Source organism: Streptomyces sp. CB02261, assembly GCF_001905665.1.
GTDB lineage: Bacteria > Actinomycetota > Actinomycetes > Streptomycetales > Streptomycetaceae > Streptomyces.
This window is the reverse complement of the sequence record NZ_LIVX01000001.1, coordinates 31,666-45,790: the sequence shown is the minus strand read 5'-3', so window position 1 is coordinate 45,790 and position 14,125 is coordinate 31,666. Positions and strand designations below refer to the sequence as shown.

Here is a 14,125-nt window from a genome sequence, read left to right as displayed (position 1 = left end):
GCGACGGTCAATCAGCGGGAGGGGGTGGCCTTGATCGCTTCGGCGTCGCGCTCCGGTTCCGCGGGGGTCCCGGCGGAGGCCGCCGCCATCCGGTCGCGCCTCTCCCGGCGGACCAGGATCACCCAGCCGACGGGCACGCCGGCCGCGAAGAGCCACCACTGCACCGCGTACGCCATGTGGGCGCCGATCGAGTCGTGGTCGGGCTCGGGGATCTGCTCCGGGGTGTTCCCGGCCGGTTCGGGCGCGATCTGTTCGAGGTAGCCGCCGAGCACCTCGCGCCCGATGAGCTGGGACTGCTGCTCGCTGTCGATCAGCATGACCTGGCGGTCCGGCAGACCCTTCAGGTCTTTGATGCCGCTGGCGCCGGTCGTCTCGTCGGCCTTGAGGCGGCCGGTGATCGTGACCTCGCCCCTGGGGGCGGGCGGTACCGGTGGGAAGGAGTGCTGGTCGGCGGCGGCCGGGACCCAGCCGCGGTTGACCAGGACGACCCGGCCGTCCCGGAGGACCATCGGGGTCAGGACGTGCACGCCGACCCGGTCGTCGGAGTTGGTGCGGCGGCGGACGACGACCTCATGGGCGGTGTCGAAGGTGCCGGTCGCGGTGGCGGGCCGCCAGTAGTCGGAGCGCGGGACGGTGTGGCCGGGGGAGGTGAGCTCCTCGACCGGGACCGGCTTCGCCGCGACGCTGTCCGCGATCAGGGCGTTCTGGGCGACCCGGCGTTCGTGCCGGTGGAACTGCCAGAAGCCCAGCTCGATCATCGTCGGGATGAGGACGAGGGCGACGAGGGTGAGGATCACCCACTGCCGGGACAACAGGAAGCGGTACACCCCATGACCGTACAACTCGGTCCATGGGGTGCACGCAGGGGGGTTCGGCTCGCCCGGCGCCGGGCCCAGGATCGTTTCCTCGGATCCCGGCCTCCGCACGACCCGGACTCCTCGTCCCCGACTTCCTCAGACCCTGTCGACGATGCCCACCTTTCCCTCCGCGCGGGCGCAGTGGCCGCCGCAGTACCAGCTGCCGTCGACCTCGACGCCCTGTCCGATGATCTGGACCCGGCAGTGCTCGCAGATGGGCGCCATGCGGTGGATGGCGCAGGCGAAGCAATCGAAGACGTGGACCGCGCCCTGCGCGTGGACTTCGAAGGACATGCCGTAATCGTTTCCGCAGACCTCACAACGTGCCATGCGCCACAGGGTGGGGGCTCCCGGCGGGCGTGCGCAGCTCGGCACGCCCGCAGGCCCGGGGGTGTCACCCGTCTGCCGGGGTCACGTCCCGCAGCAGCTGGGTGTAGGCGGCCTCGTCGACGATCGGCGTGCCGAAGGACTTGGCCTTGACCGTCTTGGAGGTGGCGGCGTCCGGGTCGTTGGTGACCAGCAGGCTCGTCAGCCGGGAGACGCTGCCGGCGACGTGGAGGCCGGCGTCGACGGTGCGGTCCTCCAGGAGTTCGCGGTCGACGGAGGTGTCCCCGGAGAAGGCCACCCGCATGCCCTGCTTGAGAGGTTTGTCCGTCTCGTACCGACCGGGGTTGGGGTGCGGGCACGGCGGACGCTTCCGCGAGGGGCGCCAGCTGTTCATCCGGTACGAGGACGGGCCCGTGGCCTGATGGCCGATCCGGGGCCGCTCCGGGGACGAGGCCCACTCGGTCAGCGGCCGGCACTCCAGGAGCGGCAGTCGTACGCCCCGCTCCGCCGCCGCGTGCAGGCTCGGCCGGAACGCCTCGGCGAGCACCCGCGCGTCGTCGAGCGCGTTGTGCGCGCGCTGCTGCACGACGCCGAAGTGCGCGGCGAGCGACTCCAGCTTGTGGTTGGGCAGCGGCAGCGACAGCTCCTTGGCGAGCGCGATCGTGCACAGCCGCTGCCGCACCGGCGCGGCCGACTCGGCGCGCGCGTACTCCCGGGCGATCATCTGCCAGTCGAACATGGCGTTGTGCGCGACGAGGACCCGCCCGTCGAGCCGGGCCGCGAACTCCGCCGCGATCTCCGGGAAGAGCGGCGCGCCCTCCAGGACGTCCGTGGTCAGCCCGTGGATCCAGACCGGGCCCGGATCGCGCTCGGGGTTGACGAGGGTGTACCAGTGGTCCTCGACGTTCCCCTGGGCGTCCAGCCGGTAGACGGCAGCCGACACTATCCGGTCGTCGCGGGCGAGTCCGGTGGTCTCCACGTCGACGACCGCGTACCCCTCCGGGTAGGCGGCCGGCCACGTCGCTGCTGTCGTACGGTCGTCAAGCACGGTCACTGAGAATACGGCCCGCTGCCGACAACTCCGTCCAGGGTCTCCCCGCGGACCCGGCGAGGCGGCCGTCGACGGCGGTGTGCGAGGAGTCGGCGAACCGCCGCCCGGTGCCGCTTCCCTCAACTCCGCCGCGTGCGCGCCCCCTTGTCCTTCGGGTCCCGGGCACCACGGTATGACGGTGTGACAGGCCGGCGGTCCCGGCGGGCCCGAGCGGCGACATCCGGTGGATCTCAGGACGCCAGGGGGGCGTACCGCCTTGTCGGAAGGTGCCAAAGCTTGCTGACAAGTCGTCTCGCATACTTGTTGGTAACCACGTCTAGCCGTGCCCCGCCCCCCGCCCCTACCGTCGACGGCATGCCGAACCTGCCCGATGTCGTGCTCTGGTCCATACCGGCGTTCGTCCTGCTCACCGTCGTGGAGATGATCAGCCACCGGATCCACCCCGACGAGGACGCCGCCGGGTACGAGACCAAGGACGCCGCCACCAGCATCGGCATGGGTCTCGGGAGCCTGGCCTTCGACGCGCTGTGGAAGATCCCCGTGGTCGCGATCTACACCGCGGTCTACGAGCTGACGCCGCTCCGCGTCCCCGTCCTCTGGTGGACGATCCCGCTCATGCTGGTCGCGCAGGACTTCCTCTACTACTGGCAGCACCGCGGACACCACGTCATCCGCATCCTCTGGGCCTGCCACGTCGTCCACCACAGCAGCCGCAGGTTCAACCTCACCACCGCCCTGCGCCAGCCCTGGACCAGCGTGACCTCCTGGCCGTTCTACCTGCCGATGATCGCCCTCGGCGTCCACCCGGCGGCCGTCGCCTTCTGCTACTCGGTCAATCTCGTCTACCAGTTCTGGATCCACACCGAGCGCGTCGGCAGGCTGCCCCGGCCCTTCGAGTACGTCCTCAACACGCCCTCGCACCACCGCGTCCACCACGCCTCCCAGGGCGGCTACCTGGACCGGAACTTCGGTGGGATCCTCATCGTCTGGGACCGGATGTTCGGCTCCTGGGTCGGCGAGACCGACCGGCCCGTCTACGGGCTCACCAAGAACATCGAGACGTACAACCCGCTCCGGGTCGCCACCCACGAGTACGCCGCCATCGCCCGCGACCTCCGGGCCGCGCGCGACTGGCGCGAGCGGGCCGGCCGGGTCTTCCGCGGCCCCGGCTGGCAACCCGGCCCGCCGACCGCCGAGGCGCCGAAGACCACCGGGACCGCCCCGGGACCCGCCGCGGAGCCCGTCGCGTGAGCGCCGCCCCCGCACCCGCCCCGGTGCCCGCCCGCGCCGTCCCGGCCGCCTCGCCGTCGCGCTCCTCCCGCGCGCTCCTCGCCGCCTTCGGGCTCGCGGCCGCCGTCGACCTGATCTCCCTGCTCGCCGCCGCCGAGCTCGGCCACCAGCTCGCCAAGCCGCTCCTGATGCCGCTGCTCGCCGCGTACGCCGTCACCAGGGGCGCCCCCAGGCTGCTGACCGCCGCGCTCCTGTTCGGCTGGGGCGGCGACGTCTTCCTGCTCTCCGACGCCGACTGGGCCTTCCTCGTCGGCATGGGGTCCTTCGCCGCGGGTCACGTCTGTTACCTGGTCCTCTTCGGGCGGCGCCGTACGTCCGTCCCCCTGGCGGCCGCGTACACCGCCGCCCTCGTCGGCACCGTCGCGCTCCTCTGGCCCGACCTCCCCGCCGAGCTGAGGATCCCGGTCGCCGGCTACTCGCTGCTGCTCACCGCCATGGCGTACCGCGCCAGTTCCCTCGGCCTCCTGGCCGGACTCGGCGGCGGCCTCTTCCTGCTGTCCGACACCCTGATCGCCACCGGGGTCGCCGAGTGGCCCCAGCTGCCCGCCCCGGACTTCTGGGTCATGCTGACCTATATCGGGGCGCAGTACCTGTTGACGACGGGAGCGCTCCGCTCGATGTACGGTGAACGTCGTACAACCGTCTGACAGCAAGGACCGTCCGCCATGCGCGCCACCACCATCCACGCCCCGTTCGACATGCGCGTGGAGGACGTGCCCGACCCGGTGGTGCAGGACCCCACCGACGTCGTCGTCCGCGTCCTGCGCGCCTGCGTCTGCGGCAGCGACCTGTGGGCCTACCGCGGCGAGTCGGCCCGGCAGCCCGGCCAGCGCATCGGCCACGAGTTCCTCGGCGTCGTGGAGGCCGCGGGATCCGAGGTCACGGGCTTCACCGCAGGAGACCTCGTCGTCGCCCCCTTCGTCTGGTCCGACGGCACCTGCGACCACTGCGCCGAGGGCCTCCAGACCTCCTGCCCGCGCGGCGGCTTCTGGGGCTCGGTCGGCTCCGACGGCGGCCAGGGCGAGGCCGTCCGCGTCCCCTTCGCCGACGGCACCCTCGTCAAGCTCCCCGCCGACGCCGCCTCCGACGACCGTCTCCTGACCGCGCTGCTCGCCCTCTCCGACGTCATGGGCACCGGCCACCACGCGGCCCTCGGCGCCGGCGTGCGGCCCGGCTCCACCGTCGCGGTCGTCGGCGACGGCGCCGTCGGCCTCTGCGGCGTCCTCGCGGCCAAGCGGCTCGGCGCCGAGCGGATCATCGCCCTCGGCCGGCACACCGCCCGCACCGACATCGCCCGCCTCTTCGGCGCCACCGACGTCGTCGCCGAGCGCGGCGAGGCCGCCGAGGCCGCCGTCCGCGAACTCACCGGCGGCCAGGGCGCCCACGGCGTCATCGAGGCCGTCGGCACCGAGCAGTCCATGCGGACCGCCGTCGCCATCGCCCGCGACGGCGGCTCCATCGGCTACGTCGGCGTCCCCCACGGCAGCGGCACCGGACTCGACCTGTCCGTCATGTTCGACCGGAACATCGCCCTGCGCGGCGGCGTCGCCCCCGTGCGCGCGTACATCCCGGAACTCCTCGCGGACGTCCTCGACGGCACCATCGACCCGTCCCCGGTCTTCGACCTGACCGTCGGCCTCGACGGCGTCCCCGGCGGCTACAAGGCGATGGACGAGCGCACGGCCCTGAAGGTCCTCGTCAAGCCGTGACCGGCGCCGTGGCTCATCGCGGGAGCCACGCGGGCGCGTCCGCGCCCGCCACGCCCGGCGGCCGCGACCAGCCCGCCGGGCCGCCCTCGTACGCGACCGGCGACAGCGCGTGCCGCAGCCGCCCGAGCGGGCCCTCCGACTCGGTGAGGTGGCCGTCGGGCTCGTACCGGGGCAGGGCGTGCGTCAGCCAGTGCCCCGTCTGCGCCAGCGCCAGCCGCACGAGCCGCGTGCCGCCGTCCCGGTCCTGCTCGGTCAGCGACCGGAGGACGGCCGCCGCGAGGAGATAACCCGTGCCGTGGTCCAGGACCTGCGCGGGCAGCGCGCCCGGCTCCCCGGCCGAGCCCTCGGTCACCGCGATCCCGGTCGCCGCCTGGACCAGGGAGTCGAAGCCGCGCCGCCCGCCCCACGGCCCGTAGTCCCCCCAGGCGGAGAGCCGGGCCGTGACGAGCCCCGGGCGGTGGAGGTCGAAGCGGTCGAGGGCACCCGGGCGGTAGCCGGTGACCAGGACGTCGGCGGAGTCCAGCAGACCGTCGAAGGTGCGCCGGTCGGACGGACGCTCCAGATCGAGCGCGGCGGTCCGCTTCCCCACGTCCGTGTCCGCGTGCTGGTCGGGCAGTTCGGGGTTGGCCGGCGGGTCGATCCGCAGCACGTCCGCGCCGAGCAGCGCGAGCGTCCGGGTCGCGACCGGCCCCGCGAGCACCCGGGTCAGGTCCAGGACCCGCAGCGGCCCCGCACGGCGCCGGGGCGGCGCCTCGTCGAGCCGCTCCCGGGTCAGCAGCGGCCGCGCCGCCACCTCCCGGCCCTGCTCGTGCGCCGCCCACTCCCCGGGCGTGCGCAGGGCGACGGCCAGGCCCCCGGCCGCGTACACCGCCGTCTCGACCTCCACGGCGCCGCGCCCGCCGATCGCCGCCGCGACCGCCTCCACCGACTCCTCCCGCACGTCGAGAGCGGCGAGCAGCGCCGCCCGGTGGTGCGGATAGTTGGCGTGGGTGCGGACCCAGCCGTCGGCCGTACGCCAGAACCGGGAGAGCGGCGCGAAGCTCACCGGAGCCCGGCCGTCGACCCGCAGGTGACGCTCGCTCACGAAGGCGGTGGCGACGGCGCCGTCGTCCACCCGCACCGGCCCCGGCAGCCCCGCCCGCTCGACGGCGGCGAGCGAGCAGGCCGCCACCGTCGCCCGCGCCAGGTCCATCACCGGCAGCCGGGCCGCCAGCAGCCCGGACGGCCCGGTGTACGACACCCGGTCGACCAGGGCGGGATCGCCGCCGAGCGCCGACCACACCAACTCCGTACCGGTGCGCACCGTGTTGTCCATGACGACAGTGTGGCACTCCGTGCCATGCGAAAGGGTCCCCGTGTGGCACGCCACACGGGGACCCTCCCTCACCGGACCTCCGCGACTAGCGGCGGACGGCGTCCAGCGCGTCGATCAGACCGGCCCCGTAGAAGCCGTTCTTGTTCTTGCCACCCTCGCAGACGGCGTCGATCTTGCCGTCGCCCTCGATGTCGTACGGGTTCGTGCAGGCGCGGTCGTCGGCCTGCGCGTACAGCAGCGCCTTCAGCGCCGCCGGGCTCGCGTGCGGGTGCGTCGACTTGATGAGCGCGAGGACGCCCGCCGCGTGCGGAGCGGCCATCGACGTGCCCGCCTTGTAGTTGTAGCCGCCGTTGACCGTGGTCGACAGGATGCGGCCGTTGACCGCCGGGGCGTCCGGGGTCTGGTACTCGGTACGGTCGCCGCCGGGGGCGGAGACGTCGATGACGCCGAGACCGTAGTTGGAGTAGGACGCCTTCAGGTCCTTGGCACCGGTCGCGGAGACGGTCACGATGCCCGGCAGCATGGCCGGGTAGTCGAGGCACTCCTTCGGGTCGATGACCCGGTCGCCCGGCGTGGTGTCGTTCGGGCTGCTGTTGTCGAGGATCTCGTCGGCCGCCAGGTCGAACTTGGAGTTTCCGGCCGCCGCCACGTTGACCGTGCCCTTGCGCTCCGCGTAGCGGCTCGCACGGGTGACCGCCTCGATGAGGGCCTTCTGGTCCTCGTCGTTCTTGCAGGCGAACATCCACGGGTCGGTGTAGTAGCTGTTGTTCGTGACCTCGACACCCTGCTCGGCCGCCCACATGAAGCCGCAGACCACGGCCTCGGTGTAGAAGAAGCCGTCCGGGGTGGACACCTTGATGCCGGAGACCTTCACGCCCGGGGCGACCCCCGTGACGCCGACGCCGTTCTTCGCGGCGGCGATCGTACCGGCGACGTGCGTGCCGTGGTCGCTCTCGCCCGGGTTGGGGCGCCACGAGCCGGCGGTGGTGTCCGGCTTGCCGGTCACGCAGTTGGCGGACGCCTTGACGTCGAAGTTCGGCGCCAGGTCCGGGTGGGTGTCGTCGACACCCGTGTCGATGACGGCGACCGTGACGCGCTTGCTGCCGAGCGTCTTCTGGTGCGCCTTGTCCGCCTTGATGGCCGGCAGGTCCCACTGCAGGGGCTCCAGCGGGTCCTGCTCGTCCGTCGCCTTGGCCGCGGCGGCCTTGGCCTCGGCCGCGGACAGCGACTGGGCGCCCTCGTCGACGGCGGTGTCCGTCTGGGCGGACAGCGGGGCGGTACGGGTCGCACCGGCCGACACCACACCACGCGCCGTACGGATCGTCTTCGCGAACTCCGGGTTCTGCGAGTGGACGACGATCACGCCTATCTGGTCGTACGAGACGACCACCTCGCCGCCGGCGGCGGCTATCGCCTTCTTCACCGACGCGGCGGTCCAGCGACCACCCGCGACGTTGACGACGTACGTCAGCTTCGGCCCGTTCGTCGCCACGGCGGAGGTCGGTGCGTCACTCAGTTCCGCGGCGGAGGCGGCGCCGGAGGGAAGGAAGCCGAGCGAAGCCGTGAGCGCGAGACCAACCGGCAGAGCGAGAGCTCGGCCGCGCCTCGATCCCAGATGAGCCATGGGTTCTCCACATCATCCGTATGTACTGCCCTCGCGCGGGTTTGCGCGCGGACAGGTGCATGACGAGTGAAGCTATCGCTGATCTTCCCGGCGCTTCAATGAGTTGAGAAGACTTCATGAAGATCTGTACGAATAAATCCCTCGGCGTGAACCGCTTCGCATCCCGCTCCGTGCCGTTGTGCAGGGGAGGTGCTCCGTGAGGAGTTCCGTTCCCGCACCCCTGGTGAGGCCCCCTTGACCGTGCCCTCCGTCCCCGCGTCACGAGGAGATTCCGTGGCTACCGAAGCACCGCCGCCGCCCAGAAACGGGACGGAGGCCGCATCCGCTCCCGTATCACCCACGACGGAACAGTTCGTCGAGGTCCAGGAGGGCGCGGAGTTCGTCGAACTGCGCCGTACGTACCGCTCCTTCGCCTTCCCCCTGACCCTCGCCTTCATCGCCTGGTACCTGCTGTACGTGCTGCTCTCCAACTACGCGGGCGGCTTCATGGGGACCAAGGTCTTCGGCAACATCAACGTGGCGCTCGTCCTGGGCCTCGGCCAGTTCCTCACCACCTTCCTCATCGCCTGGCTCTACTCACGGCACGCGGCGAACCGGCTCGACCCCAAGGCCGAGGCCATCAGGCACCGTATGGAGGGCGACGCATGAGCACCCCCGTCCTGCTCGCGGCGGACAGCGCCACCAGCGAGCACCGGCCGCTGATCATCGCCCTGTTCGGCGCCTTCGTCATCGCGACCCTGATCATCACCGTCTGGGCCGGCCGGCAGACCCGCAGCGCCGCCGACTTCTACGCGGGCGGAGGCCAGTTCACCGGCTTCCAGAACGGCCTCGCGATCTCCGGCGACTACATGTCCGCCGCGTCCTTCCTCGGCATCAGCGGCGCCATCGCCCTCTTCGGCTACGACGGCTTCCTCTACTCGATCGGCTTCCTCGTCGCCTGGCTCGTCGCCCTGCTCCTGGTCGCCGAACCGCTGCGCAACTCCGGCCGGTTCACCATGGGCGACGTCCTCGCCTACCGGATGCGCCAGCGCCCCGTCCGCACCGCCGCCGGCACCTCCACCATCGTCGTCTCGATCTTCTACCTGCTCGCCCAGATGGCCGGCGCCGGCGTCCTCGTCTCGCTGCTCCTCGGCATCACCAGCGACGGCGGCAAGATCGCGATCGTCGCCCTCGTCGGCGTCCTGATGATCGTCTACGTGACGATCGGCGGCATGAAGGGCACCACCTGGGTGCAGATGGTGAAGGCCGTCCTGCTCATCGCGGGCACGCTCCTCATCACCTTCCTCATCCTGCTCAAGTTCGACTTCAACCTCTCGCAGCTGCTCGGCGCCGCCGCCACCAACAGCGGCAAGGGCGACGCCTTCCTGGAGCCCGGCCTCAAGTACGGCACCACCGCCATCTCGAAGCTGGACTTCATCTCCCTCGGCATCGCCCTGGTCCTCGGCACCGCCGGCCTGCCCCACATCCTGATCCGCTTCTACACGGTGCCGACCGCCAAGGCCGCCCGGAAGTCGGTCAACTGGGCCATCGGCATCATCGGCGCCTTCTACCTGATGACGATCGTCCTCGGCTTCGGCGCCGCCGCACTCCTCAGCGGCGACACCATCAGGGCATCCAACAAGGCGGGCAACACGGCGGCCCCGCTGACCGCCCTGGAGGTCGGCGGCGGAGCCGGCTCCACCGGCGGCGCGATCCTCCTCGCCGTCATCTCCGCCGTCGCCTTCGCCACCATCCTGGCCGTGGTCGCCGGTCTGACCCTCGCCTCCTCCTCGTCCTTCGCGCACGACATCTACGCGAACGTGATCAAGCGCGGGAAGGCCACCGAGAAGGAGGAGATGCGGGCCGCCCGCTGGTCCACCGTCCTCATCGGCATCGTGTCGATCGCCCTCGGCGCCCTCGCCCGCGACCTCAACGTCGCCGGCCTGGTCGCCCTCGCCTTCGCGGTCGCCGCCTCGGCCAACCTGCCGACGATCCTCTACTCGCTCTTCTGGAAGCGGTTCACCACCCAGGGCGCGCTCTGGTCGATCTACGGCGGACTGGTCTCCTCCGTCGTCCTCGTCCTCTTCTCGCCCGTCGTCTCCGGCGGACCGGCCTCCATGTTCAAGGGCGTGGACTTCCACTGGTTCCCGCTGGAGAACCCCGGCCTCGTCTCGATCCCGCTCGGCTTCCTCCTCGGCTGGCTCGGCTCGCTCCTCTCCAAGGAGGAGCCGGACGCGGGCAAGTACGCGGAGCTGGAGGTCAAGTCCCTCACCGGCGTCGGCGTCGCCAAGGCCGTCGAGCACTGACCGGAGCGCAGCGGGCCGTATACGTTCCGCGACCCCCGGGCGGCCGCGTCGTAGAGTTCTACGACGCGGCCGCGTCGGTCCTCGTGACAATCTGCCCTGCTCGATGTCGCCGGGCTCACGTAGGCTCGAACCACACGCAACCGCAAGACGGGGAGGGGGCCCACAGTGCTCATCGACACCTATGGCCGGGTGGCCACCGACCTGCGCGTCTCGCTCACGGACCGGTGCAACCTGCGCTGCACCTACTGCATGCCCGAAGAGGGTCTGCAGTGGCTCGCGAAGCCGGACCTGCTCACCGACGACGAGATCGTCCGCCTGATCCGCATCGCGGTCACCGACCTCGGCGTCACCGAGGTCCGCTTCACCGGCGGTGAGCCGCTGCTCCGCCCCGGCCTCGTCGGCATCGTCGAGCGCTGCGCGGCCCTGGAGCCCCGCCCCCGGATGTCCCTCACCACCAACGGCATCGGACTGAAGCGCACGGCCGCCGCCCTCAAGGCCGCCGGGCTCGACCGGGTCAACGTCTCCCTGGACACCCTGCGCCCCGAGGTCTTCAAGACCCTCACCCGGCGCGACCGCCACCAGGACGTCCTCGACGGCATGGCCGCCGCCCGGGACGCCGGCCTCACCCCGGTGAAGGTCAACGCCGTCCTGATGCCCGGGCTCAACGCCGACGAGGCACCCGACCTCCTCGCCTGGGCGGTGGAGCAGGAGTACGAGCTCCGCTTCATCGAGCAGATGCCCCTCGACGCCCAGCACGGCTGGAAGCGCGACGGCATGATCACCGCCGGCGACATCCTGGAGTCCCTGCGCACCCGCTTCACCCTGACGCCCGAAGGCGCCGACGAGCGCGGTTCGGCGCCCGCCGAGCGCTGGGTCGTCGACGGCGGACCGCACACGGTCGGGGTGATCGCCTCCGTCACCCGCCCGTTCTGCCGGGCCTGCGACCGCACCCGGCTCACCGCCGACGGCCAGGTGCGGACCTGTCTGTTCGCCACCGAGGAGACGGACCTGCGGGCCGCGCTCCGCTCGGATGCGCCCGACAGCGAGGTCGCGGCGATCTGGAAGCAGGCCATGTGGGGCAAGAAGGCCGGCTCCGGCCTCGACGACCCGAGCTTCCTCCAGCCCGACCGCCCGATGTCGGCGATCGGCGGCTGAGCGAGGCGGGCCTCAGGCCTCGGCGGACTCCCAGTCGGCCAGCGGCACGACGTCCTTGAGGAATCCCCGTACACCGAGGAACTGGGAGAGGTGTTCGCGGTGCTCCTCGCACGCGAGCCAGGTCTTGCGACGCTCGGGCGTGTGCAGCGCGGGGTTGTTCCACGCGAGCACCCAGACGGCGTCGGCGCGGCACCCCTTCGCGGAGCAGATCGGCTTCTCTTCGCTCACCGGACCATTGATCATCGGATCATTGTCCAGCAAGGGCGATGCCGAGCAGCCACGGGGGGAGCTGCCCGGCATCGGTCCGTCGCTCCGACGGGGGATGCGGAGCGCGTAGGCAGTATGTCACGGCACATGGGGTGCGGTGCACTGGAACTTCATGATTGATCTGAGCTTTTCCTGAGCTTTCCGGGCTCCAGTTCGGGGCGCTCCGGAGGGGGGACGAACGTGGAGGGAAGGGACGGCGCGGACTCCCGTCCCGCGTTCGCGATGACCACGGCGACATAGGGGAGCAGGATGCCCAGGGCGAGAGCCACGATCGCCACGTGCCGCTCGACGTTCCACAGCACCGCGGCCGCGATCACGGAGAGCGTCCGGACCGTCATCGAGATGACATAACGCCGCTGTCTCCCGCGCACGTCGTCGGCGAGCCCCTGTCGGGCTCCCGTGATCCGGAAGACCTCGGTCCCGCCACGCTTAGGCATCGCCGTCCACCACCCACCGTCGCGCCGGACTCTCCCGGTCCGGACCTCCCCTCCACGGTACGCCCGCCCTCGGCCGCCGACGAGGCCGGGGCCCGGATGGCGCTGTCCGACATGCGGCGTATGGCCGGTCGGAAGAGACTGGGCCCACATGCGTACTAGGAGGCGACGATGAGTTGGTTGTGGGCGATCATCGTGGGACTGGTCCTCGGTCTGATCGCGAAGGCGATCCTGCCGGGCAAGCAGCAGATCCCCCTGTGGCTGACGACCGTGTTCGGCATTCTCGGCAGCGTGCTCGGCAACGCGGTCGCGACCTGGATCGGGGTCAACGACACCAAGGGCATCGACTGGACCCGCCACCTGCTCCAGCTGATCGGTGCCGTCGCCGTGGTCGGGGTGGGTGACATGCTCTGGGCCTCGCTGAAGGGCAACCGGCGACGGGCCTGACCCGGCGCGGAACGACCGGAGGCCCGGTACGGCACATCACGTGCCGTACCGGGCCTCCCGGCGTACGCGGGGGAGGGCCTCAGCCCTCCGCGCCGGCGAACTCGATCGCCGCCAGGTTCTTCTTGCCGCGCCTCAGCACCAGCCACCGGCCGTGCAGCAGCTCCTCCGCCGACACCTCGGCGTCCTCGGCGGTCACCTTCACGTTGTTCACGTAGGCCCCGCCCTCCTTCACCGTGCGGCGCGCGCCCGACCTGCTCGGCGCGAGACCGACCTCGGTGAACAGGTCCACGACCTGGCCGAGCGCGGTCACCCGGGCGTGCGGCAGCTCCGACAGGGCGGCGGCCAGCGTCGCCTCGTCCAGCTCGGCCAGGTCACCCTGCCCGAACAGCGCCTTGGAGGCGTCGATGACGGCCGCGCACTGGTCGGCGCCGTGCACCAGGGTGGTGAGCTCCTCCGCGAGCGCCCGCTGCGCGGCACGCGCCTGCGGCCGCTCGGCGGTCTGCCGCTCCAGCTCCTCCAGCTCCTCGCGGGACCTGAAGGAAAGGATCCGCATGTACGTCGAGATGTCCCGGTCGTCCACGTTCAGCCAGAACTGGTAGAACGCGTACGGCGTCGTCATCTCCGGGTCGAGCCAGACGGCCCCGCTCTCGGTCTTGCCGAACTTGGTGCCGTCGGCCTTGACCATCAGCGGGGTGGCGAGCGCGTGCACCTCCGCACCCGGCTCCAGGCGGTGGATCAGGTCGAGCCCCGCCACCAGGTTGCCCCACTGGTCCGAGCCGCCCTGCTGGAGGACGCAGCCGTGGCGGCGGTACAGCTCCAGGAAGTCCATGGCCTGGAGCAGCTGGTAGCTGAACTCGGTGTAGCTGATGCCCTGCTCGGACTCCAGGCGGCGGGCGACGGAGTCCTTGGTCAGCATCTTGTTGACCCGGAAGTGCTTGCCGATGTCCCGCAGGAACTCGATCGCCGACAGTCCGGCGGTCCAGTCCAGGTTGTTCACCATGATCGCCGCGTTCTCCCCCTCGAAGGAGAGGAACGGCTCGATCTGCGTCCGCAGCCGGTTCACCCAGTTCGCGACCGTCTCGGGGTCGTTCAGGGTGCGCTCGGCCGTCGGCCGCGGGTCGCCGATCTGGCCGGTGGCCCCGCCGACCAGCGCCAGCGGCCGGTGCCCGGCCCGCTGGAGCCGGCGGACGGTGAGGACCTGGACCAGGTGGCCGACGTGGAGACTGGCCGCGGTCGGGTCGAAACCGCAATAGAAGGTGACGGGACCGTCCGCGAGAGCCTTGCGCAGTGCGTCCTCATCGGTGGACTGGGCGAAGAGCCCACGCCACTTCAGCTCGTCGACGATGTCCGTCACGGTCGTCCGT

General features: G+C 71.5%; 15 protein-coding genes. 7 read left to right on the top strand and 8 right to left on the bottom strand.

The window, feature by feature from the left end; translation table 11 throughout:
• Positions 1–11: 11 nt before the first annotated feature.
• The 3 genes from AMK29_RS00210 to AMK29_RS00200 form a co-directional block, all read right to left on the bottom strand.
• Positions 12–827, bottom strand: a complete 816-nt coding sequence (locus AMK29_RS00210; RefSeq protein WP_073806546.1) for an SURF1 family cytochrome oxidase biogenesis protein — start codon at positions 825–827, stop codon at positions 12–14.
• A gap of 126 nt (positions 828–953) precedes the next feature.
• Positions 954–1,187 carry a hypothetical protein gene (locus tag AMK29_RS00205; RefSeq protein ID WP_073806545.1) on the bottom strand — a complete coding sequence of 78 codons (234 nt, stop codon included), beginning with the start codon at positions 1,185–1,187 and terminating at the stop codon, positions 954–956.
• A 64-nt stretch (positions 1,188–1,251) separates the two neighbouring features.
• Positions 1,252–2,238, bottom strand: coding sequence for a DEDDh family exonuclease (locus AMK29_RS00200; RefSeq protein ID WP_073806544.1), 987 nt, complete (start codon positions 2,236–2,238; stop codon positions 1,252–1,254).
• 351 nt (positions 2,239–2,589) lie between these two features.
• On the opposite strand from AMK29_RS00200, the gene AMK29_RS00195 reads away from it, so the two are divergent.
• The 3 genes from AMK29_RS00195 to AMK29_RS00185 are packed head-to-tail and all read left to right on the top strand — an operon-like array spanning position 2,590 to position 5,234.
• Positions 2,590–3,486, top strand: coding sequence for a sterol desaturase family protein (locus tag AMK29_RS00195; RefSeq protein WP_073806543.1), 897 nt, complete (start codon positions 2,590–2,592; stop codon positions 3,484–3,486).
• Positions 3,483–4,172: a lysoplasmalogenase gene (locus AMK29_RS00190; protein ID WP_079196704.1), complete on the top strand. Its 690-nt coding sequence runs from the start codon at positions 3,483–3,485 to the stop codon at positions 4,170–4,172. The genes AMK29_RS00195 and AMK29_RS00190 overlap by 4 nt, the downstream gene beginning before the upstream one ends.
• An 18-nt stretch (positions 4,173–4,190) precedes the next feature.
• Positions 4,191–5,234, top strand: coding sequence for a zinc-dependent alcohol dehydrogenase family protein (locus AMK29_RS00185; RefSeq protein ID WP_073806542.1), 1,044 nt, complete (start codon positions 4,191–4,193; stop codon positions 5,232–5,234).
• Positions 5,235–5,247: 13 nt separating this feature from the next.
• Here the strand turns inward: AMK29_RS00185 and AMK29_RS00180 are convergent, their stop codons facing one another.
• Together AMK29_RS00180 and AMK29_RS00175 are read right to left on the bottom strand one after the other, a co-directional pair.
• A complete protein-coding gene (locus AMK29_RS00180) occupies positions 5,248–6,549 on the bottom strand; it encodes a CoA transferase (RefSeq protein ID WP_073806541.1) in 1,302 nt (433 codons plus the stop codon).
• An 85-nt stretch (positions 6,550–6,634) separates the two neighbouring features.
• Positions 6,635–8,173, bottom strand: a complete 1,539-nt coding sequence (locus tag AMK29_RS00175) for a S8 family peptidase (RefSeq protein WP_073806540.1) — start codon at positions 8,171–8,173, stop codon at positions 6,635–6,637.
• Between the two features lie 273 nt (positions 8,174–8,446).
• On the opposite strand from AMK29_RS00175, the gene AMK29_RS00170 reads away from it, so the two are divergent.
• The 3 genes from AMK29_RS00170 to moaA all read left to right on the top strand — a co-directional run bounded on the left by AMK29_RS00170 (position 8,447) and on the right by moaA (position 11,613).
• Complete coding sequence (locus tag AMK29_RS00170; protein WP_073806539.1) at positions 8,447–8,821, top strand: DUF485 domain-containing protein; 375 nt, start codon at positions 8,447–8,449, stop codon at positions 8,819–8,821.
• On the top strand, positions 8,818–10,458 hold the full coding sequence (locus AMK29_RS00165) for a solute symporter family protein (protein ID WP_073806538.1): 1,641 nt from the start codon (positions 8,818–8,820) through the stop codon (positions 10,456–10,458). The genes AMK29_RS00170 and AMK29_RS00165 overlap by 4 nt, the downstream gene beginning before the upstream one ends.
• Positions 10,459–10,623: 165 nt before the next feature.
• Entirely contained in the window at positions 10,624–11,613 is a 990-nt protein-coding gene (moaA, locus tag AMK29_RS00160) for a GTP 3',8-cyclase MoaA (RefSeq protein ID WP_073806537.1), read from the top strand.
• Positions 11,614–11,625: 12 nt separating this feature from the next.
• Here moaA and AMK29_RS00155 read toward each other — a convergent pair whose 3' ends face one another.
• Together AMK29_RS00155 and AMK29_RS00150 are read right to left on the bottom strand one after the other, a co-directional pair.
• Positions 11,626–11,856: a hypothetical protein gene (locus tag AMK29_RS00155; protein WP_073806536.1), complete on the bottom strand. Its 231-nt coding sequence runs from the start codon at positions 11,854–11,856 to the stop codon at positions 11,626–11,628.
• A gap of 134 nt (positions 11,857–11,990) precedes the next feature.
• Positions 11,991–12,317 (bottom strand): DUF3099 domain-containing protein, encoded by a 327-nt coding sequence (locus AMK29_RS00150; protein ID WP_073806535.1) that lies wholly within the window; start codon positions 12,315–12,317, stop codon positions 11,991–11,993.
• A gap of 168 nt (positions 12,318–12,485) precedes the next feature.
• Here AMK29_RS00150 and AMK29_RS00145 point away from each other — a divergent pair, with 168 nt between their 5' ends.
• Positions 12,486–12,761, top strand: coding sequence for a GlsB/YeaQ/YmgE family stress response membrane protein (locus AMK29_RS00145; RefSeq protein ID WP_073806534.1), 276 nt, complete (start codon positions 12,486–12,488; stop codon positions 12,759–12,761).
• Positions 12,762–12,840: 79 nt separating this feature from the next.
• Here AMK29_RS00145 and tyrS read toward each other — a convergent pair whose 3' ends face one another.
• The gene (gene tyrS / locus AMK29_RS00140) at positions 12,841–14,115 is read right to left on the bottom strand and encodes a tyrosine--tRNA ligase (RefSeq protein WP_073806533.1); all 1,275 of its coding nucleotides are present in this window, start codon (positions 14,113–14,115) and stop codon (positions 12,841–12,843) included.
• Positions 14,116–14,125: the final 10 nt, after the last annotated feature.